This window comes from Marinobacter qingdaonensis, assembly GCF_034555935.1.
Lineage (GTDB): Bacteria > Pseudomonadota > Gammaproteobacteria > Pseudomonadales > Oleiphilaceae > Marinobacter > Marinobacter qingdaonensis.
Window position 1 is genome coordinate 396,518 of the sequence record NZ_JAYDCJ010000003.1, and the last position, 20,824, is coordinate 417,341.

At 66.5% G+C, this 20,824-nt stretch carries 18 protein-coding genes; 14 read left to right on the plus strand and 4 right to left on the minus strand.

Features of this window, described 5'->3' with window-relative positions; translation table 11 throughout:
• Positions 1 to 43: 43 nt before the first annotated feature.
• From U5822_RS05065 to U5822_RS05080, 4 genes are all read left to right on the plus strand, one after another.
• Complete coding sequence (locus tag U5822_RS05065) at positions 44 to 1,513, plus strand: DUF4331 domain-containing protein (RefSeq protein ID WP_322854540.1); 1,470 nt, start codon at positions 44 to 46, stop codon at positions 1,511 to 1,513.
• Positions 1,514 to 1,526: 13 nt separating this feature from the next.
• Entirely contained in the window at positions 1,527 to 1,760 is a 234-nt protein-coding gene (locus U5822_RS05070) for a hypothetical protein (protein WP_322854541.1), read from the plus strand.
• 103 nt (positions 1,761 to 1,863) lie between these two features.
• Positions 1,864 to 2,958, plus strand: a complete 1,095-nt coding sequence (locus U5822_RS05075) for a tetratricopeptide repeat protein (RefSeq protein WP_322854542.1) — start codon at positions 1,864 to 1,866, stop codon at positions 2,956 to 2,958.
• A complete protein-coding gene (locus U5822_RS05080) occupies positions 2,955 to 4,085 on the plus strand; it encodes a HupE/UreJ family protein (RefSeq protein ID WP_322854543.1) in 1,131 nt (376 codons plus the stop codon). Before U5822_RS05075 ends, U5822_RS05080 begins: the two co-directional genes overlap by 4 nt.
• A gap of 15 nt (positions 4,086 to 4,100) precedes the next feature.
• Here the strand turns inward: U5822_RS05080 and U5822_RS05085 are convergent, their stop codons facing one another.
• The gene (locus tag U5822_RS05085; RefSeq protein ID WP_322854544.1) at positions 4,101 to 4,700 is read right to left on the minus strand and encodes a hypothetical protein; all 600 of its coding nucleotides are present in this window, start codon (positions 4,698 to 4,700) and stop codon (positions 4,101 to 4,103) included.
• Between the two features lie 123 nt (positions 4,701 to 4,823).
• Positions 4,824 to 6,317 (minus strand): amidase, encoded by a 1,494-nt coding sequence (locus U5822_RS05090; RefSeq protein WP_322854545.1) that lies wholly within the window; start codon positions 6,315 to 6,317, stop codon positions 4,824 to 4,826.
• A 52-nt stretch (positions 6,318 to 6,369) separates the two neighbouring features.
• On the opposite strand from U5822_RS05090, the gene U5822_RS05095 reads away from it, so the two are divergent.
• A complete protein-coding gene (locus U5822_RS05095) occupies positions 6,370 to 7,497 on the plus strand; it encodes a hypothetical protein (protein ID WP_322854546.1) in 1,128 nt (375 codons plus the stop codon).
• Positions 7,488 to 8,255, plus strand: a complete 768-nt coding sequence (locus U5822_RS05100; RefSeq protein ID WP_322854547.1) for a sulfite exporter TauE/SafE family protein — start codon at positions 7,488 to 7,490, stop codon at positions 8,253 to 8,255. The genes U5822_RS05095 and U5822_RS05100 overlap by 10 nt, the downstream gene beginning before the upstream one ends.
• Before the next feature lie 3 nt (positions 8,256 to 8,258).
• On the opposite strand, the gene U5822_RS05105 is transcribed toward U5822_RS05100, so the two are convergent.
• Positions 8,259 to 10,592, minus strand: a complete 2,334-nt coding sequence (locus U5822_RS05105; RefSeq protein WP_322854548.1) for a diguanylate cyclase domain-containing protein — start codon at positions 10,590 to 10,592, stop codon at positions 8,259 to 8,261.
• Positions 10,593 to 10,826: 234 nt separating this feature from the next.
• Here U5822_RS05105 and U5822_RS05110 point away from each other — a divergent pair, with 234 nt between their 5' ends.
• From U5822_RS05110 to U5822_RS05145, 8 genes are all read left to right on the plus strand, one after another.
• Positions 10,827 to 11,603: a MotA/TolQ/ExbB proton channel family protein gene (locus tag U5822_RS05110; RefSeq protein ID WP_322854549.1), complete on the plus strand. Its 777-nt coding sequence runs from the start codon at positions 10,827 to 10,829 to the stop codon at positions 11,601 to 11,603.
• Complete coding sequence (locus U5822_RS05115; protein ID WP_322854550.1) at positions 11,590 to 11,985, plus strand: ExbD/TolR family protein; 396 nt, start codon at positions 11,590 to 11,592, stop codon at positions 11,983 to 11,985. Before U5822_RS05110 ends, U5822_RS05115 begins: the two co-directional genes overlap by 14 nt.
• Positions 11,982 to 12,392 carry an ExbD/TolR family protein gene (locus U5822_RS05120; RefSeq protein ID WP_322854551.1) on the plus strand — a complete coding sequence of 137 codons (411 nt, stop codon included), beginning with the start codon at positions 11,982 to 11,984 and terminating at the stop codon, positions 12,390 to 12,392. The genes U5822_RS05115 and U5822_RS05120 overlap by 4 nt, the downstream gene beginning before the upstream one ends.
• Positions 12,389 to 13,147: an energy transducer TonB gene (locus tag U5822_RS05125; protein WP_322854552.1), complete on the plus strand. Its 759-nt coding sequence runs from the start codon at positions 12,389 to 12,391 to the stop codon at positions 13,145 to 13,147. The genes U5822_RS05120 and U5822_RS05125 overlap by 4 nt, the downstream gene beginning before the upstream one ends.
• 322 nt (positions 13,148 to 13,469) lie before the next feature.
• Positions 13,470 to 14,318, plus strand: coding sequence for a formate/nitrite transporter family protein (locus tag U5822_RS05130; RefSeq protein WP_322854553.1), 849 nt, complete (start codon positions 13,470 to 13,472; stop codon positions 14,316 to 14,318).
• A gap of 73 nt (positions 14,319 to 14,391) precedes the next feature.
• A complete protein-coding gene (locus tag U5822_RS05135; protein WP_322854554.1) occupies positions 14,392 to 16,119 on the plus strand; it encodes a bifunctional protein-serine/threonine kinase/phosphatase in 1,728 nt (575 codons plus the stop codon).
• Positions 16,120 to 16,344: 225 nt separating this feature from the next.
• The gene (locus U5822_RS05140) at positions 16,345 to 16,863 is read left to right on the plus strand and encodes an Hcp family type VI secretion system effector (protein WP_322854555.1); all 519 of its coding nucleotides are present in this window, start codon (positions 16,345 to 16,347) and stop codon (positions 16,861 to 16,863) included.
• Positions 16,864 to 16,941: 78 nt separating this feature from the next.
• On the plus strand, positions 16,942 to 17,655 hold the full coding sequence (locus tag U5822_RS05145; RefSeq protein ID WP_322854556.1) for a hypothetical protein: 714 nt from the start codon (positions 16,942 to 16,944) through the stop codon (positions 17,653 to 17,655).
• A 6-nt stretch (positions 17,656 to 17,661) separates the two neighbouring features.
• Here U5822_RS05145 and U5822_RS05150 read toward each other — a convergent pair whose 3' ends face one another.
• Positions 17,662 to 20,358 carry a nitrate reductase gene (locus tag U5822_RS05150; protein WP_322854557.1) on the minus strand — a complete coding sequence of 899 codons (2,697 nt, stop codon included), beginning with the start codon at positions 20,356 to 20,358 and terminating at the stop codon, positions 17,662 to 17,664.
• Positions 20,359 to 20,824 lie beyond the last annotated feature (466 nt).

A 20,824-nucleotide genomic window follows, 5' to 3' on the forward strand; every position in this document is an offset into this window, starting at 1 on the left:
GTTGCTTCCTCTGCACAACACAACAACGGACGAGGAACACGTTATGACTCTAATCGCTAAACGATCGGCCCTGGCCGCCGCCGTGGCGGGGCTCTGCCTGGGCGCTAGCCTCGGCAATGCCTCCAGTCACCGTGAAGCACCGTTTATCACCGAAATGCCTAAAGTCGACGGCACCGACTTTTATATGTTCAGGAGCTACGAGACCGGTCGGGAAGGGTTCGTCACCCTGATCGCCAACTACCTGCCGTTACAGGACGCCTACGGTGGCCCCAATTATTTCGACCTCGACGAGGACGCCATTTACGAGATTCACATCGATAACGATGGCGATGCGGTGGAGGATCTGACGTTCCGGTTTGAACCCGAGGACAGGTTCAACGACATTCAACTCGCCGTCGGCGACACCGGCGCCGAAGAAATGGTGTCGGTACCGCTCAAAAACATCGGCGACGCAACGGTCGACGGCAACGTCCAGGCCCAGCAGCAGTACTCGGTGAAAATCATCCGCGGTGATCGCCGGACCGGGACCGTCCAGACCGCCACCAATGCCAGCACCGGCATGGAGAGCTTTGACAAGCCGCTGGATAACATCGGCGGCAAGTCGTTCGCGGATTACGCGACCTACGCTGACGGCCACATCTACAACATCAGCATTCCCGGTTGCAGCACCAACGGCAGGGTGTTTGTCGGCCAGCGCAAGGAGGCTTTCGCCGTCAACCTGGGCGAAATCTTTGATCTGGTCAACACCAATCCCCTGGGGGCTCGCGACGGCGAAGGCCCCGGCGATCTGGCCGACAAGAACGTGACGTCATTCGCCTTGGAAGTACCCACCACCTGCCTGACCGGCACCGCGGTGAACTCCGGTGGAGACCCGGTCATTGGTGCCTGGACCACCGCGAGCCTGCGCCAGGCGCGAGTCCTGAATCCAGCGCCCGCGGCCAATGGCAAGGGCGCTACCGTGCAGGGCGGCGCCTACACCCAGGTGTCCCGACTGGGCATGCCTCTGGTGAACGAGGTGGTCATCGGGCTCAAGGACAAGGACCGGTTTAACGCCAGCGAACCCAAGGACGACGGCCAGTTCCTCACCTATGTGACCCATCCGACCCTGCCTGAATTGCTGGAAATCCTGTTCAGCGGCGCCGGTGCCGAAGCGCCGAACACGTTTCCGCGCAACGACCTGGTCACAGCTTTCCTGACCGGTGTCGACGGAGTCAACAAACCGGTCGGGGTCACCGCCTCGGAAATGCTGCGGCTGAATCCGGCGATTGCCACCACACCGGCGGGTAGCCAGAACGACCTGGGTGTCCTCGGCGGCGATAACGCCGGCTTCCCGAACGGCCGCCGGCCAGTCGACGACACCGTGGACGCCGCCCTGCGCGTGGCCATGGGGGCGCTGACGTCGGATGCGCCGAATCGCGACACGCCGTTTACCGATGGCGTGCAATTGGACCCGGCCGAGCTCAGAACCACCTTCCCTTACCTTGCGACCCCGGTGGCCGGCTCGCCCAATTGATCAGGAGGATGCCATGAGTGCCTATCTACGAATGATCATCCTGGCGGTTGCCGGACTGGTACTGGTCGGTTGCTCCGATGGCAACCCGGCACCCCGTGATACCGTGTTTCCGGTGGACTTCACGACTTTCGTGAAGACCGAAGTACAGAAACAGTCGGTGGAGCTCGAACCGGTCAACATCAATGAACGGGAGTTCAATTTCAACGACCAAAACAACCCGCAGGCTTTCGATGACCTGTTCCAATAAGCAAACCACTCGCCGGCGCAGGGCAATCCTGCGCCGGGCGATTTCACTCCCTGCCCTGCCGGGCAGGGCTTTTTGGCTTGGGTGCGGCCTGGTCGGCGCACTGATGCCGGCCGCGACCTTCGCGGCGCCGGGCCCAATCCAAAAGGACTTCGCCGACGCTGACATTCTGACGACGCTGCCGGACTCATCAACAGGTTCCGCAACTGCACCGGCCAATGCCACCGAGTTGGCCGACCAGCTCCAGGCGTTCATCAGCCAGGCTCGAGGCACCGGCGACCCCCGCTTTCTCGGCTATGCCGAACGTCTGCTCGAGGACTGGCCGGAAGCTCAGCTCACAGACCGGCTGCGCGTGCTGCGCGCCACCTTGTCCCAGAGCCTGCACCGCTTCGAGGCGGCCCGGGCAGACCTGGAACAGGTGCTGGCGGACACCAACCAGCGCCAGCAAAGGATCCAGGCTCGATTGACACTGGCCAATCTCGAACTGGTGCAGGGCCACTACCAGGCTGCCCGCCGGCAGTGCGACGCCCTGACCCGGGATTACCCGGGCCTGATCGCGGAGAGCTGCCTGGCCCAGATGCAGGCACGGACGGGTGAGGGCGCGGAGGCCTATGCGCGGTTGCAAAACCGGCTGGCGGCCGCGCCGGGCGCGGACCCAACCAGCCGCGCCTGGGCCCAGGGCACCCTCGGGGACATCGCTGCGCAACTCGGCCGCGAGGCCGCCACCGAACACTGGCAGGCGGTGCTCAGGGACGCACCCACGGATCTCTACACCCGGGCACTGCTGGCGGACTGGCATCTGGAGCGGGGCAATTACCGGGCTACCCTGGACCTGACCGCAAGTTATGAACAGGTGGATGGCCTCGGCGTACTTCGGGCCATTGCCCTGCAACAGGTCGCTCCCGAACAGGCGAGACACCTGACCCAGGCTCTCCGTGCCCGCTTCGAGGAAGCCCAGTGGCGCGGCGCCTTGCTGCATCAGCGGGATTTTGCCCGGTTCCTGCTGGATATTGAGCAACGCCCTGAACCGGCCCTTGAGCATGCATGGGCGAACTGGCGCGAGCAACGGGAACCTCTCGACACCCGGCTGGTTCTGCGGGCGGCGATGGCGGCCCAGGATCAGGACGTGGTTCAGGAGGTCCGGCAATGGCTGCGGCAGCAAGGCCAGACCGACAGCCGTTATCCGGAGATGCCCCAATGACCGAATCGCGCCGATCTAATTTTCTGACCCTGGCCCTGCTGATGCTGCTGGCCAGTCCAGCCCTGGCCCATAAAGCCAGCGACAGCTTTCTGTATCTGGACACCAACAGCGACCGGGTCCGGATTGATGTGGCGCTGCGTGACCTGGCCCTGCTGCTGCCCATCGATACCAACAAGGACCGGCAGGTGACGGGCGGCGAGTTGCGTCAGCACCGCTATGCCATCGAGCAAATCATCAAGGATCGTGTGGTGTTTTCCTCCGGGGCCCAGACCTGCGAACTGACCGCCCTGGATTGGGGGGTTGGCAAGCACAGCGATGGCGCCTATGCCGCGGCCCAGTACCAGATTGTCTGCCCTGACGGCGCGTCTCCCGATCGCCTGGATTACACCCTGCTGTTCGACCGGGACAGTCTGCATCGGGGACTGGTCCAGGTCAGTAGCGACAGCTCGACCCGGCTGGCGGTGATGGCCCCGGACAAACGCCGTCTGGACCTGTCACCGGCCGCCGAAACCGGCGCCTGGCAGACCTTCTCAACCTTCGTAACAGAGGGCGTCGTTCATCTGTTGATCGGACTGGACCACATCCTGTTCCTGTTGGTTCTGATGCTGCCGGCCACCCTCCGTCAGCCCGAGCGCACCGACCGGGGCACCCGGTGGCTCCCGGCGCGACAACAGCTCTGGGAGCTGGCTGGCATCGTCACCGCCTTTACCCTTGCGCACTCGATCACCTTGAGCCTGGCCGCGTTGAAACTGGTGAGTCTGCCCATTGCCTGGGTCGAAACGGTGATCGCAGCATCGATTGCCGTGGCCGCCGTGAACGTGGTCTGGCCGATTCTGGGTCGGCACACCTGGCGCCTGGCCTTTGGGTTCGGCTTGGTGCACGGCTTCGGCTTTGCCAGCGTGCTGTCCGATCTCACCGTGGACACAAGCAGTCTGGCCATCGCCTTGGGCGGCTTTAACGTGGGCGTCGAGCTGGGGCAACTGACGCTGATCGCGCTCGGCTTCCCGCTCCTGGCGATATGGGCCCGAGCCACGCCGCTTTACCAGAAAGCCGTGGTCCCCGCGCTCCTGGTGGCGGTGATGGGCATCAGCCTGGTCTGGGTCTGGCAGCGGATACCGGCGGTGTAAAGCCGCCGGTTCCGATCAGTGCAGGGCCCGCATCTGCCGCGGGTAGAGCGCCGCGGTCACTTCCGGTTCTTCCAGCAAGTCCGCCAGCTCCCGATCCACCGCGGTTTCCTCACCTTCGTCCGGCAGCGGCTCAAACAGCGTGCTGAGCCAGGCCGCCATCGACGGCACCTCCTCGCGGCGGTAATCGGTGGACAGCGCCTTGATCCGGCGGAAGCCAATGATGCGCTGGTGCTTGGGGTCACGGATTTGTTCGAACCCGCGCCAGTACACACGGTCCCGGGTGTGCAACTGGACAAACAGGGTGTCTATGGGGGTGGTCTCGCCGGTGTCGTCCGATTGAGCATCGGCATCGGCGTCGGCTTCCGCCTGTTTCTGGCGGATGGTGGTCCAGGCCGGATACAGCACGGCGACTGCGTCGGCCTCCACATGCTCGCGGGCAGCGCGGAGGATCAGTCCCCAGCGGGCCTTGTCGGCATCGGTTTCCAGGGAGTTAATGGGCAAGTCGTAGCTTTGTTCGCTGGACAGGACAATGGCCATCATCGGAGCGTCGAGCTCCCCCATTGCCTCGGCCTGTGCTACTGACACCAGATCGTCGATTGCCATCGGTTGGTTCATAATACGCTCGCCTCCTCGATGCCATCAGGGTCTGTCAGGAAAACCGGGGTCCTCCTGACAGACAGCATAGCCTGTTCCGACTACAAAGATAAACGTGGAGTTTCGGCGAGCGGATCACAACCCCTAGCCGTCGAAGGCGTCGTCCAGGCGCTCGTACTGGCCGAACCAGGGACTGGCTTCCTCCAGCTGGGCCGCCAGCTGCAGCAGACGCACCTCGTCGCCATGGCGCCCACCAAACTGCACGCCCACCGGCAAGCCGGCCGCGGTCCAGTGCAGGGGCACGGACATCGCCGGGGTACCGGTCAGGTTGGCCAGTTGGGTGAAGGGGGTGCGCGCCAGGCTCTCCAACGCCATCTGATCGACCTGGCCGGTGCGGTGCACCAGCTTGCCGGCCTTCAGGGCCAGCATCAGTTTGGCGGCCAGTTTCAGGGTCGCCGGCGTGTCCAGCTCGCCAATGCGCGCCGGCAATTGGCCGGTGGTCGGGCACAGGTACAGGTCGTAGCGGTCGAAAAACACCCCCAGGGCCCGGGCAAACTGGTTCCATTGCTGCCGGCGCCGGACGTAGTCCGACAGCGGCATGCTGTTGCCCAGCATGCCCAGCAGCCGGGTTTCGAGCTCGAAGTCGTCGTCACCGGCGCCAAACTCCTCCCGGGCCCGCGCCATCAACGCCGACACCTCGCCAAAATACAAGCCAAGGTAGCAGCGGGCGAGCGCCATGCCGTCGTAATCCGGCTGGGCATACTCGACCTCATGCCCCAGGTTTTCCAACACCCGGGCGGTGGCCTCAACCGCGGCGACGCAGTCCGGCGCCACCTCGGTGCCATAGGGCGAGGCGGTGAACACCCCGATCTTCAGGCGCCCCGGTGACTGCTGCATCAGATCGGCAAACGGCCCCGGCGGTGAGGGAATGGCAAAGGGATCCCCCGGGGCCGGGCCACTGAGCAGGTCCAGCATGGCGGCGCTGTCCCGCACGGTGCGGCTCACCACGTGATCGGAGGAGGCGCCGGTCCAGGCCTCGCCCACCAGCGGGCCACTGGAAATCCGGCCCCGGGAGGGTTTGAGCCCGAACAGGCCGTTGTAGGCGGCGGGAATCCGGATCGAGCCGCCACCGTCGTTGGCACCGGCCATGGGCACGATGCCGGCCGCCACCGCAGCCCCGGAGCCACCGCTGGAGCCGCCGGGCGTGAGCTCGGTATCCCAGGGGTTGCGCGACGGGCCCCAGAGCACGGATTCGGTCACCGCCTTGAGCCCGAACTCCGGCGTGGCGGTGCGCCCCAGAAACACCAAGCCGCCGTCGCGGGCCCGGCGGACAAACTCCGAATCCTGGGCCGCGACGTTCTGGGTCAGGCTGCGGCTACCGTAGGTGCACGGATGCCCCGCCTGTTCCTGGGCCAGGTCCTTCAGCAACAGGGGAACGCCGGCGAAGGCCGCCTGTTCGGGAAAACGCTGTTCCAGGGCCTCGGAAAACTGCGGGTAGCAAACGGCGTTGAGGGTGCCGTTGACCCGGGTAGCCCGTTCGATGGCCGATTCGCAGATTTCCCGGGCCGTGACCTCGCCCCGGCGGACCAGGTCGGCGAGTGCGGTGGCGTCGTAGCGCAGGTATTCAGATTGTTTCATGTTCGGTTCCGTTTGTTATTGTGATAGCCGGACGGTCACGGATGTAACGCCTATGACGTGGAGAGTGAAGAGCTTACGACAGCTTGCCGGGGTTTTCATCCTGGCCGGCAGCCTCCTGCCCAGCCTTGGGGCCCAGGGCCAGGAGACCGACACCGGGGACAACTGGACCCAGGTGGTACGGGCCTCGCCTTACTGGGTCAGCCAGGGGGTGTACAGCAACATCCTCACCATTCGCGGCTGGGTCCTGCGCGAATCCGGCTACTGCGCCGAGACCGACCGTCACATCCTGTTCGACATGCGCGGCCAGTTCCTGGCCTGGATCTCCGACGGCGACAGCCGCGAGGACACCCAGGCACTGCTGAACCGGACCCGCCAGCGGCTGCATGCGGACGGCCGGGTCGACACCTGGCTGCCGGGCAAGGCCGGCCAGACCGGTTATCCCTTCGCCCTCGCCTGCGATCAACCCCACGTCAACCTGCCCGAGGCGGTGGCCCGCTACCTGGGCACCCTGCCGGCAGACCGGTTGTGGGGCGCCTGGGATGACCTGTCGTTTGCCTCAAGCGAGCAGCCAGGGTCCCTGCACCAGGCCCTGCTATACGTGCATCAAACCCGTCAGGACCAGGGCCGGCTGGCGCTGCCCCAGGCCCTGCCCCGGTATCTGGCCGGCCAGCTGCTGATCGAAAGCGGTGGCCGGGTCCGCGCCCACTCCGGGGCCAACGCCCGGGGCATCCTCCAGCTGTCGCCCTCGGCGCTGGCGGACTGCCGGATCAAGCCCCGCAACTACTGGCACCGGCTGGCCCAGATCGACTGCGCCCTGCGGCTGATGCATCAGAACGCCCGCAACCTGCGGCCGGCGTTCGAGGCCCGCTTCGGCCACCTGCCCGCCAACAAACAGCAGCGCCTGTTCACCCTGCTGCTGGTCCAGGCCTATCACGGCGGCGCCGGTCGGGTGGAGGCGCTGCTGGCCGACGACGAGCTGGCCCGACCCGCGAGCTACTTTGCCCGCCACCACGAACGCTTTACCGCCGGCGACATCGCCTTCGGCATGGTGTTCCACAACCTGGGTCGGGATCGACTGGGGCTGGCCTCGCTGTACTATGTCGCTGACGTCCAACTGGCGACCGAAGCCCTGTGCCGCTCGCCCCGGCTCAACACCACGGAATTCTGTGCATGGAACTGACCCTGATTCCGGACAGCCTCAGCCTGTCCGTTGCCCTGTTTCTGCTCGCCTGCTCGGCCCTGACCTCCATGATCACCGCCAGCCTGGGGGCGGGCGGCGGGGTCCTGCTGCTGGTGTTGATGGCCAGCTGGCTGCCGCCGGCGGCGATCATTCCGGTGCACGGCATGATTCAGCTCGGCTCCAACGGCGGCCGGGCGGTGTTGACCCGCCGCCAGATCGACTGGTCGGTGATCGCGGCCTTCGCGCCCGGCGTGGTGGCCGGTGCCCTGCTCGGCGCCTGGCTGCTGGTGGACCTGCCGGCCACCGTCTGGCAGCTGACCATTGCCCTGTTCGTGCTGTTCCTGTGCTGGGGTCCGTCCCTGCCCAAGGCCTCGTTCGGGCCGGCGGGCATTTTCCTGGCGTCCGGGCTGACCAGCTTCGTCAGCCTGTTCGTGGGCGCCACCGGGCCGCTGGTGGCGGCGTTCATCAAGCAGATCCACCGCGACCGCTTCACCACGGTCGCCACCTTTGCCGCCGCCATGACCCTGCAGCATGCCCCCAAGGCCCTGGTGTTCACCGTCGCGGGCTTTGTGTTTCCCGACTGGCTGCCGTTTATCCTGGCCATGATCGCCTGCGGCTTCGCCGGCACCTGGCTCGGCCTGCACGCGCTCAGATCCCTCAGTAACCGGTGGTTCCACCGCATTTTCAACGTGGTGCTGACCGCGCTGGCGTTGCGGCTGGTGTGGCAGGCGGGGGTGGGCTCTGGCTGGTGGGGCTGAGAGTCAGGCCGAGGGCGGCTGCTCGTCTTCGGGCACCGGCACCACCACCACGGCGTTGCGGCCTCGGGATTTGGCGATGTAGGACCCTTCGTCCGCCCGGGCCATGACCTCGCGTGGGCCACTGTCGTTGGGGCTGAGTTCGGTCAGGCCGATGCTGGCGGTCACGCCAAAGTCGCGGCCATCCTGCTGGATGCGCAGCGCCTGGACCCCGGCCCGGATGGCTTCGGCCAGGGTTTGCGCCCGCTCCAGGCCGCAGCCGGGCAGGATGATGCCGAATTCATCGCCGCCCAGGCGCGCCACCGTGTCGGCCTTGCGCACGGTGTCGGCGAACAGCGCGGCCAGGCGTTTGAGCAGGTCGTCGCCGAGCAGGTGACCGCCCTCGTCATTGACCGGCTTGAAATGGTCCAGGTCGATCAGCATCAGCACCGACGACACCGACTGCTGGGGCACCGCGGCCAGGCATTTCACCAGGGAGGCGCTGAACGCCCGGCGATTGAGCAGCTGGGTCAGGCTGTCGTGGGTGGCTTCCCAGGACAGGCGCTCTTCCTCGCGCCGGCGTTCGCTGTCGTCGCGGATCACAAACACCATCCGCTCGTTGTGCCGGCCCTGGCGGACATGGAGCATGGTCAGGTCAATGTCGAACCGCTCGCCGCTTCGGTTGTCCAGGGTCGCGTACAGGCTGTCGACGTTGGCACCGGTCAGGAAGGCCTGATGCCCCAGAGGGGTGTCGCCGTCCCGGATGGTAACCAGGTTAAAGAAGTTCTGCTGGACACAGTCTCCGCCGGTGCCGAGGAACTGGCAGGCGGCCTGGTTGGCGTAGCGGATGCGACCCTCGACGTCAACCATCAGGACCCCTTCCTGCAGCACCCCGAGGATGCTCTCGGCCCGCTGCTGCTCCTCCCGCAGCGCCTCCTCCACCTCCAGCTGGTGGGAAATGTCGCGCACCACGGTGATGCTGCCCAGGGTCTTGTCCGGGGTGTCGATGACCGCGGTCATGACGTCGGCCCAGATCAGCTCGCGTTCGCCCTGGCTGGGAATCCGGAACCGGCCCCGGAACACCTCGTGGTTCTTCAGCGCCTGCCTCCAGCCCCGGATGACCTCGGCCTGGTCCGCCTCGTACACCCCGCTCATCAGGTGGGTATGCTGCAGTTCCGAGCCCGGTCGGCCGATCAGGCACTCAAAGGCGGGATTGACGAACTCGATGCGCCCGAGCACATCCGACTGCACGATGCCAATGGGCGCGCTCTGGGTCAGGGACCGGAAGAAGGCCTCGCGATCGGCCAGCGAGCCGAGCACCTCGTCGCGCTCGTCCATCACCGTGTTGAAGATCTCCGCCACCTGACCAATCTCGCGCCCACCGGCGACCTGCACCGGCGCCGTGCGGATGCCCAGGTGGCGTTCGTTGATCTGCTGGCCCAGGGTCGTGAGCGGGGCCATCAGGCGCCGGAAGGTCAACAGCGCAACCGGCGCGATCACGGCAATGACCGCCAGCAGGGTCCAGACAAACCCGTCGGCCATGCGGGTAATCGGCGCATAGGCTTCCCGGGCCGGCCAGACCGCGGCCACGAACCAGGGCACCTGGTCCATCTGCTGCACCGACATGATGGTCTTGTCGCCATTGCCATTCTGGGTTTGCCGGGTGCCTTCGAACCCCTCCATGGCCGCCGTCAGCACCGGATTCTCGACCCGCACCGGCACCATCACAGCGCCGGTTCGGCCGTGGGCCAGGGTCACGCCGCTGCGGGTCGCCACGCCCAGGTAGCCGGTCTCGCCAATCCGGGTGTTGGCGAACTCCTGCATGAAGGTCTCGCCCCCCAGCCGCAGGGCGCCACCGATGATGCCGATGAATTTCTGCCGATGATCGAACACCGGCGCCGCCACCATCACCGCGGGTTGGTCCTGGTAACTGGAGACAAAGGGCTGACTGATCACCGGCGTGAGGAACCGGGAGGCGTCCTGGAAATAATCCCGATGGCTGACGTTCACACCGACTTGCTGGAATGCTTCCGGGTATTCCGACAGTACCCGCCCCTCGGCATCGATCAGGTACAGGCCGTCGAACAGATGTTGCAGCGCGGTTTGCTGCCGGATCAGGATCCGGGCCCGGGCCCCCAGCACGGCCTCATCCATGGTGAAGCTCTCGGCCACGTGGCTGAGGGTCTCCAGGCGCAGCGCCAGCTTGTCGTCCAACTCGCTCGCCACCAGCCGCGCCATGGTCTCGACCTGCTTGGTGGCCTGCTGCTCCAGTTCGCCCCGGCTCAGCCAGGCGCCAGCCAGGGACACCACCAGCGCCGACAACAGGATCACCACCACGACCAAAACGACCGCGCGGTTCACGAGGCTTCCGAACCAGCGTCTAATCATCACCGGCGTCCAGCTGGGAAAGGGGGGTGGGTCGAAAGGATGGTCGGTCTCCAGGGCTTACCGATCGGGCGATGATCCGGTCCGGGCGTCATGGCTTTGAATAACCGCAGTTTACCAGAGACGCCCCATTTGTCAGATTACACCTTGCAATCGCAGTGAGAATATTTATCATTTACATCACTATTCTAGAAACCGGGGTCGTCTCTGATGTCCGATACTGCCGCGCTCGCGTCCTCCGAATCGCTGAATCCCCTGCTGGCCCGACTGCTGGAAATGGGCGGTCCGGTCATGATCGTGCTCATTGCTCTTGCCGCGATCGGCGCCATTACCTTTGTCTATCTGATCCTCACCGGCACCCTGTACGCCCCCCGACTCAGCGGCCGGATCAAAGCCCTGGTTGCCGACTGGCAGCAGGCCCCCGACCGGGTGCGCCCCTATGACCTGCGTCGTCAGGCCGGCCGCTACGCCCGGATGAACCCGCTGCTGCACCTGGTGCTCGACACCATCGAGGCACGCCAGCAGGGCCGGGACCTGCAGCAGATCCGCACCACCGTGGCGCGGGATGCCCAGCAGGCACTCGAACCGTTCGAGGCGCCCCTCAAGATCATCGAGGTGATTGCGGCCCTGGCGCCGCTGCTGGGTCTGCTGGGCACGGTCATGGGCATGATGGAGGCGTTCAGCGCCATGGCCGCCACCGAGGGCCGGGCCAACGCGTCCCAGCTCAGTGGCGGCATCTACGAGGCCCTGACCACCACCGCGGCCGGCCTGGTGATTGCCATCCCGTTCGCCGCCCTGGCCGCCTGGGTCGAATTCCGCCTGCGTCGGATCCACAAGACCGTCAATGCCACCCTGGTCACGGTGCTGAACCAGGACCACACCGGCGCCAGGGCCGATGCACCATCGGCCGAGCCGGCCCCGGCCAAACCGGACCCCAGCGAGATTCGTCACCAGGGACGGCCCCGGTTCGCCCATGCAACTGGTTGAGCCCCGCCCCAGCCGTCCCATGCCCATCCGGATGACACCACTGATTGATGTAGTGTTCATCCTGCTGGTGTTCTTCATGCTGACCAGTCGCCTGCTACCCGTGGGCCACCTGGAGCTGGCCAATGCCACCCCGGACCGACAGGCCGCCGACGGCCAGCCCCTGCCCGAGCTGACCGTGCTGAACGACGGCCGCATCCGCTGGCAGAACCGGACCCTGGCGTCTGAGGCCCTGGTTGCCGAACTGGTGCGGGCCGGCATCACCGAAGTCAATGTCGGCACCCGCCCCGAAACCGGCCTCGGGCATTTCACCCAGACCCTGGGCCAGCTTGATGCCGCCGCCATCCAGAGCCACTGGAAACGGGACTCCGGAACCACGCCATGACCGATCTGGTACCGCCACCGGCCCACGCCGGCAAAGGTCTCATGGAGCGGGTAGAAGACGCCCTGCTGCCGCTGATCAATCTGGTCTTCCTGCTGCTGATGTTCTTCATCGTCGCCGGCCAGTTGGCGCAAGAGCCACTGCCGGAGCTGCCCGGCACCCGCGCCGAGGGCCAGCCCCAGCAACCGGATGCCGACCTCATGGTGCGCGCCAACGGCGACTGGCTGGTGGCCGGACAGGCCGTCGCTGCGGACCAGCTTGCGGCGCGACTGCCGGCGCCGGAGGACGCCGGGGCACTCCGCATTGCCGCCGCCAGCAGCCTGAGCATGGCCCAGCTCGAGGAACTGTTCCGGGCACTGGAGCAGGCCGGCTTCACCGAAATCCTGCTGCTCACGGAGCCGGAATCGTGACCCGACCATCGCCCCGCACCAAGGCCCTATTGCTGGCGCTCGCCGTCAGCCTGACCGCTGCCGCGGTCTGGTTGTTCAGTCCGGAGCCACCCGCCAGGCTGGTGCCGCTCGGCGAAGCCGCGGTCAACACCGCCCCCGCGTTGCGTATCAGCCTGGCCGGTCAGCCCGAGCCGGAAACAGAGTCCACCCCGGCACCCGTACCTGAGCCAGAGCCAGAGCCAGAGCCTGCACCTGAACCGAAGCCAGAACCAGAACCAGAGCCTGAACCAAAACCCGAGCCCGAACCGGAACCGGAACCTGAGCCTGAGCCAAAACCAGAGCCCGAGCCTGAACCACAGTCCGATCCAAAGCCGACCCCAGCCGAGCCGACGTCCGAGCCGGCGGCCGCCGCTGCCGACAGCGCCGACCAGGCCTCGGATCAACTGCCCCAGGATCGACAGATCGAGCTCAATGCCGGGCGCTCGGAGGCCGTCGACAACTACCTGAGCCGGCTCAGCCGGCACCTCGGTCGATTCTACGAGTATCCCCGCCGGGCCCGGCGGCTGGGCCAGGAAGGCACGCCGGTGCTGGTGTTCAGTTTCAACCGCCAGGGCCAACTGCTGAGCTACCAGCTGGCGAATGCCTCCGGTCACGCCCTGCTCGACGACGCCGCGCTGGCCATGCTCAAACAGGCGGAGCCCCTGCCAAAAGTGCCCGCCGACATGACCGGCCGCAGTTTCAGCTACGCCCTGCCGGTGCGCTTCCAGTTGCGTTAATCCCAGGCGCCGTAACTGGGCCAGTCTGCAGCACGGCCGGACCAAAACGCACCGCTCAGGTGCGCCAAGGTTGCTGCGACCGGCGCCGCCGGATGCCTGCCCTGCCCGAACCAGCCCCACCCAAGCTACTGAAAAAACTGAGATTAGCTAGCCAAGCCCAAACTCTGGCACGGACTTCGCACCGGTCCCGTTAACGGAACCAATGTCGGTTTCGTTCACAGCGACAGAAATCTTTCAGACGACGGCGTCTGTTCACCGCTGCAGGTCAAGCAGCCCGGGCGGTGGGCTGCGCCGTCTTTTTTGTGGGCCAGAGGACCGAGCTATGTCTTATATTTTGCCTGCCGAGTTCGCCACCAAGATGGTGGACGCCGGTGAATCCAAGATCTACATGTCAACGCGGGACACCCTGATCCGGGCCTTCATGGCCGGCGCCATCCTGGCACTGGCCGCCGCCTTTGCCATCACCGTCGCGGTCCAGACCGGGGTGTTCCTGATTGGCGCCGTGCTCTTCCCCATCGGCTTCTGCATGCTCTACCTGATGGGCTTCGACCTGCTCACCGGCGTGTTCATGCTGACGCCGCTGGCGCTGCTGGACAAGCGCCCGGGGGTGACACCGAAAGCCATCCTGCGTAACTGGGGCTGGGTTTTCCTGGGCAACCTTGGCGGCGCCCTGACGGTCGCCTTCATGATGGCGTTCGTGTTCACCTACGGCTTCAACACCGATCCCGGCGCGGTCGGCGCCAAAATTGCCTCCGTGGGCGAAGATCGTACCCTTGGCTACGCCGAATACGGCGCCGCCGGCTGGGCCACCATCTTCATCCGCGGCATGCTGTGCAACTGGATGGTCTCCATGGGCGTGGTCGGCGCGATGATCTCCACCAACGTTGCCGGCAAGGTTCTGGCCATGTGGATGCCGATCATGCTGTTCTTCTTCATGGGCTTCGAGCACTCCATCGTGAACATGTTCCTGTTCCCGTCCGCCATCATCATGGGCGGTGAGTTCTCGGTCATGGACTACCTGTGGTGGAATGAGATCCCGACCGTACTGGGCAACCTGGTTGGCGGCCTGGCCTTCACTGGCCTGACCCTGTACACCACCCATGTGCGCACCGCCCCGAAGCGTCCGGCCCCGGCCGCCTTCGACGACTCGGCGCTGGCCAACCGTGCCTGAACCCGGTTGCATTCCGGCCGCCGCACCGGCCGGATTGCCCCCACCGGCGCACCCGCCGGGCGGGGGCTGACTGATGGCGACGGCACTGGAAATCTCGGTCGGGCAGTACTCCGATCGCGGTCGCAAGGCCGAGAACCAGGATTTTCACGGTCTGCTGGTGCCGGAGCGGCATCAGCGCTCGACCAAGGGCATCGCCATTGCCCTGGCCGACGGCATCAGTTCCAGCAACGTCAGCCAGGTCGCCAGCGAAGCCGCGGTGACCGGTTTCCTGAACGACTACTTCTCCACCCCCGACACCTGGTCGGTCAAGCAATCGGCGCAGCGGGTGCTGCGCGCCACCAATGCCTGGCTCCATGCCCAGACCCGCCAGAGCCAGTACCGCTACGACCGCGACCGGGGCTATGTCTGCACCCTGAGCGTGATGGTGTTGAAGTCCCGGACCGCGCACCTGTTCAATGTGGGCGATTCCCGAATCTACCGGGTCCAGGGCCGACGCCTGGAACAGCTGAGCACCGACCACCGGCTCTGGCTGTCGCGCACCGAGAGCTGCCTGACCCGGGCCATGGGCATGGAAGACCGGCTCGACCTCGCCTACCGCCAGACCTCACTGGCCGTGGGTGACCTGTTCGTCCTGGTCACCGATGGCATCTACGAGCACCTGCCCGAGACCGCGATCACCGACCTGCTCCGGCACCACGGCACGGACCTGTCCGCGGCCGCCGAGGCCATCGGTCAGGCGGCCCTGGCGGCGGGCAGCACCGACAACCTCACGGTACAGATCCTCCGCATCGACCAGTTGCCGGAGGCCAACGAGTCGGCGGAACTGCACCGGGAACTGAGCCATCTGCCGTTCGCCGGCGACCTGACCCCGGGGCAGGTGCTGGATGGTTACCGGATCGTCCGTCAGCTGCACGCCAGCGCCCGCAGCCACGTGTTCCAGGCGGTGGATGAGGCCAGCCAGACCCGGGTGGTGCTGAAGGTGCCGTCCACGGACCTGCGCGACAACCCCGGCTACCTGGAGCAGTTTGCCGCCGAGGACTGGATCGCCCGGCGCATCCACAATTCCCATGTGGTCCGGCCGTTCGCGCCAGAACGGCCCCGGAGCCGGGTCTACCTGGTGACCGAGTTCATCGAGGGTCGCACCCTGAAACAATGGCTGCTGGACCACCCATCCCCGGCCCTGGAAACCGTGCGCGGGCTGGTCGAGCAGATCGGGCGCGGGCTGCGGGCGTTCCATCGGTTGGAAATGGTGCATCAGGACCTGAAACCGGAAAACGTGCTGGTGGACGCGGACGGCCGGGTGACCCTGATTGATTTTGGCGCCACCCGGGTCGCCGGCCTGCAGGAACTCAGCACCGACGACGCCGACCTGACGCCCCGGGGCGCCGCCCTGTACGCGGCGCCAGAGCTGTTCCTGGGCGAGCCGGCGAGCTGGCGCTCGGACCAGTTTTCCCTGGCGGTCATCACCTACCAGTTGCTGACCGGGCGGCTGCCCTATCAGGCCGAGGTCCCGAAAATCCGCAGTCGTGGTCAGCTGCGCCGGCTGACCTATCAGCCGGCCCGCCCGCTCCGGGAGGATGTGCCGGTGTGGGTGGATCAGGCTCTGGCCCGGGCCCTGCACCCGGACGCCCACCGCCGCTATCCGGCGCTGTCGGAGTTCCTGCACGACCTGCGTCAACCCGGCGCCGACTGGCACCGCCGGCAGCGACCGCCGCTGATCACCCGACACCCGGTGACCTTCTGGCAGAGCGTCTCCGCGCTGTTGCTGCTGGCGCTGCTGGCCGCGCTCGCCCTGGGCTGAACCGGTGCTGGCATGAACCCGCCCGGGCCAGAACTGGCCCGGCCAGCAGGGGCTTGCCCGACCCTCGGGCGGCGGCTTGCCCGGAACCCGGCCGCGATTCGACAGGACTCTGCTTACTCACTGTTTTATATAGTCTTTTCTTTACTGGCACAGGGTTTGTACTGGCATTGGTGTCCAAGGAACTGCCAAGGACACTCTTTCAATCCAACCGTCATGGAGCAGACAATGCCAACCCCTTGTTATATCAGTATCGAAGGCCAGACCCAGGGCAACATCACCGCCGGCGCCTTTACTTCCGATTCCGTCGGCAACATCTACGTTGAAGGCCACGAGGACGAGGTGCTGGTGCAGGAATTCAGCCACGTGGTGACCGTGCCCACCGACCCCCAGTCCGGTCAGCCGTCGGGCCAGCGCGTGCACAAGCCGTTCAAGTTCACCTCGGCCCTGAACAAGGCCACGCCGTTGATGTACAACGCCCTGGCCTCCGGTGAGATGCTGCCGAAGGTGGAGCTCAAGTGGTACCGCACCTCCGTCGAGGGCAAGCAGGAGCACTTCTTCTCCACCATCCTCGAGGATGCCACCATCATCGACATCCAGTGCACCATGCCGCACTGCCAGGACGCCGCCAGCGCGGACTACACCCAGCTGGTCACCACCTCTCTGTCCTACCGCAAGGTCACCTGGGAGCACGCCGTGGCCGGGACCTCCGGTGCCGACGACTGGCGCTCACCGTTCGAGGCCTGATGGCCCAGACCGGTTCGCGGGTTCACTGATGGGCCGGTTTTGCCGGCCCGCCAGTAGCGGGTATGATCAGAGGCGGACATGGCCGATGTAAGTACCCGCTTGATGAACCATTCAATGGCCCGGCAACTGGGCCAACTGATGTGCGACACCACCTTCGATTCGCTCTGGCTCCCCGCCGGCGAATGGACTGGCCGGCCGCCCGACAACGCCCTGCGCTGCCGGGTGGGCTCGGGCCAGGCCACCTACCACCGATTCGATCCCGAGCGCCGACAGCACCTGATCACCTACGGTGTGCGCATGATCGAAGCCAAGCAACGGCCGGAAACCGCCCAGGGCTGGCTGTCCAGCCGGGAAATCCTGAAGCGGGGCTACTTCGACGGCCAGCTCAGTCCGCTCAACCTGCTGGCCCACACCTGCTGTCATGAGTTCGCGCACCTGCTGCAACAGAGTGCCGGCAAACGCTACCGCGGTTCCGTCCATAACCGGCACTTCTACCGGATTCTCGATGACCTGCACCGCAGCGGCCGGGCCGAGTCCGTCCGCCGGGACCTGGCGTCCCGGGCGGCCGAGCAGGCGCTGCCACTGTCGGCCGCGACGTTTACCCTGGAAGATCCGGCCCGAACCCGGGCGCACTGGCAGGTGGGAGAAGTGGTGGCCTTCGAGGCCGGCAAACGGGTGGTGCAGGGGCGGATCCGGCGGGTCAACCGCAAGACCTGCACCATCGAGGGCACTGGCCTGGCCCGGGGTGTTCGCTACCGGGTGCCACTGCAACTGCTGCGCAAAGCCGGCTAGCGCCGGTCAGGACGCCACCTCGGCGGCGCTGACCGCGTGCTGGGCCAGCAGGCCGCGCAACTCCGGAATGCAGGAACCGCAATTGCTGCCGCACTTCAGGCTACGGCCGAGGGCTTCGACACTGGTGTGGCCGGCACGAATGGCGCTGGCAATCTGGTGTTCGCCAACCTGGAAGCAGCTGCAGACCAGGGCGCCGACGTCCTCGGTATCCACCGCCCGCGCCGCCAGCAAGCAGTGGCGTTGCTCCTTACTCAGGCGCTCGGCGCCAAAACACTGATCCAGCCAGGCCAGATCCGGCAGTTCGGACGCCACCGGCTCCACCAGCAGGACCGCCAACAGCCGGCCGTCCCGGATGCGGGCGGCGCGGAACCGGCCGCTGGCCGGGTCGTCCATCAGCACCTGGGGGGCACCGCCGAGCCAGGCATCCGCCTCCCGCGCCCAGTCCACCGGCTGCTGGCCCGCCAACCACCAACTGTCGCTGTGACTCAGGGGCTGTCGACTCCAGTAGCCACCGGGGCTGGCCTTGTCCGGCTGCCAGTCGGTCCCCGGCCGCCGCAGCAACCGGGCCTGCCAGCGACAGGCCACCGGGACCAGGCTCGCCACCCCGTGCTTGCCCTCCGGTTGCCCGGACACCGGATCGGTCACCGGCTGCATCAGCGCCGTGGCCTTGCCCCGGGACGCATAGCGGTCGTTCCAATGAATCGGCACAAACACCTCCCCCGGACGCTGGTCCCCGGTGACCCGGACCCGCCCGACGAAGGCCTCGCCGCTGGCACCGGTGAGCCGGCCCAGGTCACCCTCCGCCAGGTTCAGGGCGCAGGCGTCGTCGGGATGAACCTCGATAAAGGGCTCGGGCCGGTGACTGAGCAACCGGGGCGCCAGCGCGGTGCGGGTCATGGTGTGCCACTGGTCGCGGATGCGGCCAGCGTTTACCACCAGGGGCTGAGCCGCCGTGGGCTGCTGACCGGGCGCGGTGGTGTGCACCGGAATCAGCCGCCCGCGACCGTCGGCGGTGGCAAAACGACCGTCGCTGAATAGCCGCCGGGTACCGTCCAGGCGACCGGTCGGGCCCTGGAACACCGGCCACTGCACCGGTTCCAGCTGCTGGTAGCGGGCATTCGACAGCGCGCTCAGGGCGCTGATGTCAAAGCGCTGATGACCGCCACTGGCGCGCGCCGCCACCCCCGAGAGCGCCGCATGTTCGCGGAAGATGTCGGCCGGCCCCTGGTAGCCGAAGGCCTTGCCGTACCCCAGCTCCCGGGCCACGGCGCTGAGAATCCACCAGTCCGGCTTGACCTCACCGGGCAGGGGCAGGAACGACCGCTGCCGGGAGATGCAGCGTTCGGAATTGGTGACCGTGCCATCCTTTTCGCCCCAGCCCGCGGCCGGCAGCAGGATGTTGGCGTGCACGGTGGTGTCGGTCTCCGCCACGCAGTCGGACACGATCACCGTCGGGCACCGGGCCAGGGCGTCCTGCACCCGGGCGGCCTGGGGCAGGCTGACGGCCGGATTGGTGCCCATGATCCAGAGCACCTTGATCTCGCCCCGGTGCACGGCGTCGAACAGATCCACCGCTTTCAGGCCCGGCCCGGTCGGGATCCGGTCCGCGCCCCAGAACTCGGCCAGCCGGACGCGGGCGCCCGGGGTGTCGTAATCCATGTGGGCGGCCAGGGTGTTGGCCAGTCCACCGACCTCGCGACCGCCCATGGCATTGGGTTGCCCGGTCAGGGAAAAGGGCCCGGCCCCGGGCTGACCGACCCGGCCGGTGGCCAGGTGACAGTTGATGATGGCGTTGCACTTGTCGGTACCGGCCACCGACTGGTTGATGCCCTGGGAAAACCCGGTCACCGTGCGCGCGGTGTCGGCAAACCAGCGGTAGAAGGTGGCGACCTCGTCGACCGGCAGATCACAGTGCCGGGCCACCGCCGCCAGGTCCGGTGCGCTCTGACGCGCGGCCGCTAGGGCCTGTTCGAAGCCCTGACAGTGATTGGCCAGGTAGGCCCGGTCCACCGCGTCCTGGTCCGACAGCCAGACCAGCAAACCGTTGAACAGGACACTGTCCGTGCCGGGTTTCAGCTTCAGGTGCAGATCCGCCAGCTCCGCGGTCGCCGTCCGCCGCGGATCAATGACCACCACCCGCCGGCCGGTCCGGCCGGCCGCTTTCATACGCTGGTACAGCACCGGATGGGCCCAGGCGGCGTTGCTGCCGGCCAGTACCAGCAGGTCGGCCAGTTCCACATCCTCGTAGCAGCCGGGCACCACATCCTCGCCAAAGGCCCGCTTGTGCGCCGCCACCGCCGAAGACATGCACAGCCGGGAATTGGTGTCGACGTGGGGCGTGCCGATGAAGCCCTTGGCCAGCTTATTGGCGACGTAATAATCCTCGGTCAACAACTGCCCGGACAGGTAGAAGGCCACCGAACCGGGGCCGTGCTCTGCGATGGCCTGGCGAATGGCGCCGGACGCAGCCGCCAGGGCCTCGGGCCAGTCCTGGTCCTGGCCATTGACCCGGGGGCGTAACAGGCGGCCACTCGGCACCAGGGTTTCCTGGAGCGCGGAGCCCTTGACGCACAACCGGCCCTGGTTCGCCGGATGGGCAGGGTCGGGGCTGACGCCGTCGGCGCTGGCCGAGACGCCACAGCCCACTCCGCAGTAGGGGCAGGTGGTCCGTACACTGGTAGGCGGCTGGGTTCTGCTGTCCACGTCCATTCCTCTCTGCTGACAACGAAAAAGCCCGCTGGCCGCAACCGGGGTGTCCGGGGCGGGCAGCGGGCTTCTTTGCCTGATCTCGTTGGTGTGTCTCTGTGTCTGGTGGTGCTTGCCAGGTAGGGGCAAGGGAACCTGAGAGCGCACTGGAGAGCGCCCTTCAAAGCACTCTTCAATGCACTCTTAAAAGGAACCTGCAATATCAGGGCCAGCGGTGCCCCAGGCCCCGGCACCGGCCCGTGCCGGGGCCTGGCGGCCGGTTGCCGATCAGGGCGCGATCCGGAACCGCCCGGGGCGCGGCTCACAATGGTGCATAAATGGCGCAGCACGCACTAAAACGATTCGAACCCTGCCGGACCCCGACCCGCCTGGATTTGCACCGATTGGTTTAGCGGCCTGTTTTCACAGTTTTTTTCGTGACTGGCACAGGCTGTGCAGAAGCACCTCATGAACATTTTAGATC